Annotated in this window: 1 protein-coding gene; it reads left to right on the top strand. The window is 46.5% G+C overall.

The genetic code is table 11. The features are described 5' to 3' along the window. Positions 1-243 (top strand): neutral zinc metallopeptidase (locus C1E99_RS00280; RefSeq protein WP_193441764.1); only part of this gene is annotated, 243 nt, incomplete at its 5' end. Positions 244-275: the final 32 nt, after the last annotated feature.

Genomic DNA, 275 nt, shown 5'->3' with positions numbered 1-275 from the left:
TATGCAGGAGCCTGGGCCAAATATGTTGATGGACAAGGCATCTTGGATGCTGGTGATATTGACGAAGCTATGAATGCTGCCCATGCAGTTGGTGACGATACTCTTCAACAGGAAGCCTATGGCCGTACTGTTCCAGACAGTTTTACCCACGGCACTTCTGAGCAAAGGAAAAAATGGTTTAATCTCGGTTATACCTATGGTGACCTTGCTCACGCCGATACATTCTCCGTAGAGAACCCTTAACCTCTACGCTATCAATAAAAGCAGATCGGAAG

The sequence above is a fragment of the Streptococcus suis genome (genome assembly GCF_002964045.1).
Taxonomy (GTDB): Bacteria; Bacillota; Bacilli; order Lactobacillales; family Streptococcaceae; genus Streptococcus; species Streptococcus suis_U.
The sequence above is the reverse complement of the archived record's forward strand: the minus strand, read 5'-3'. Positions and strand labels throughout refer to the sequence as shown.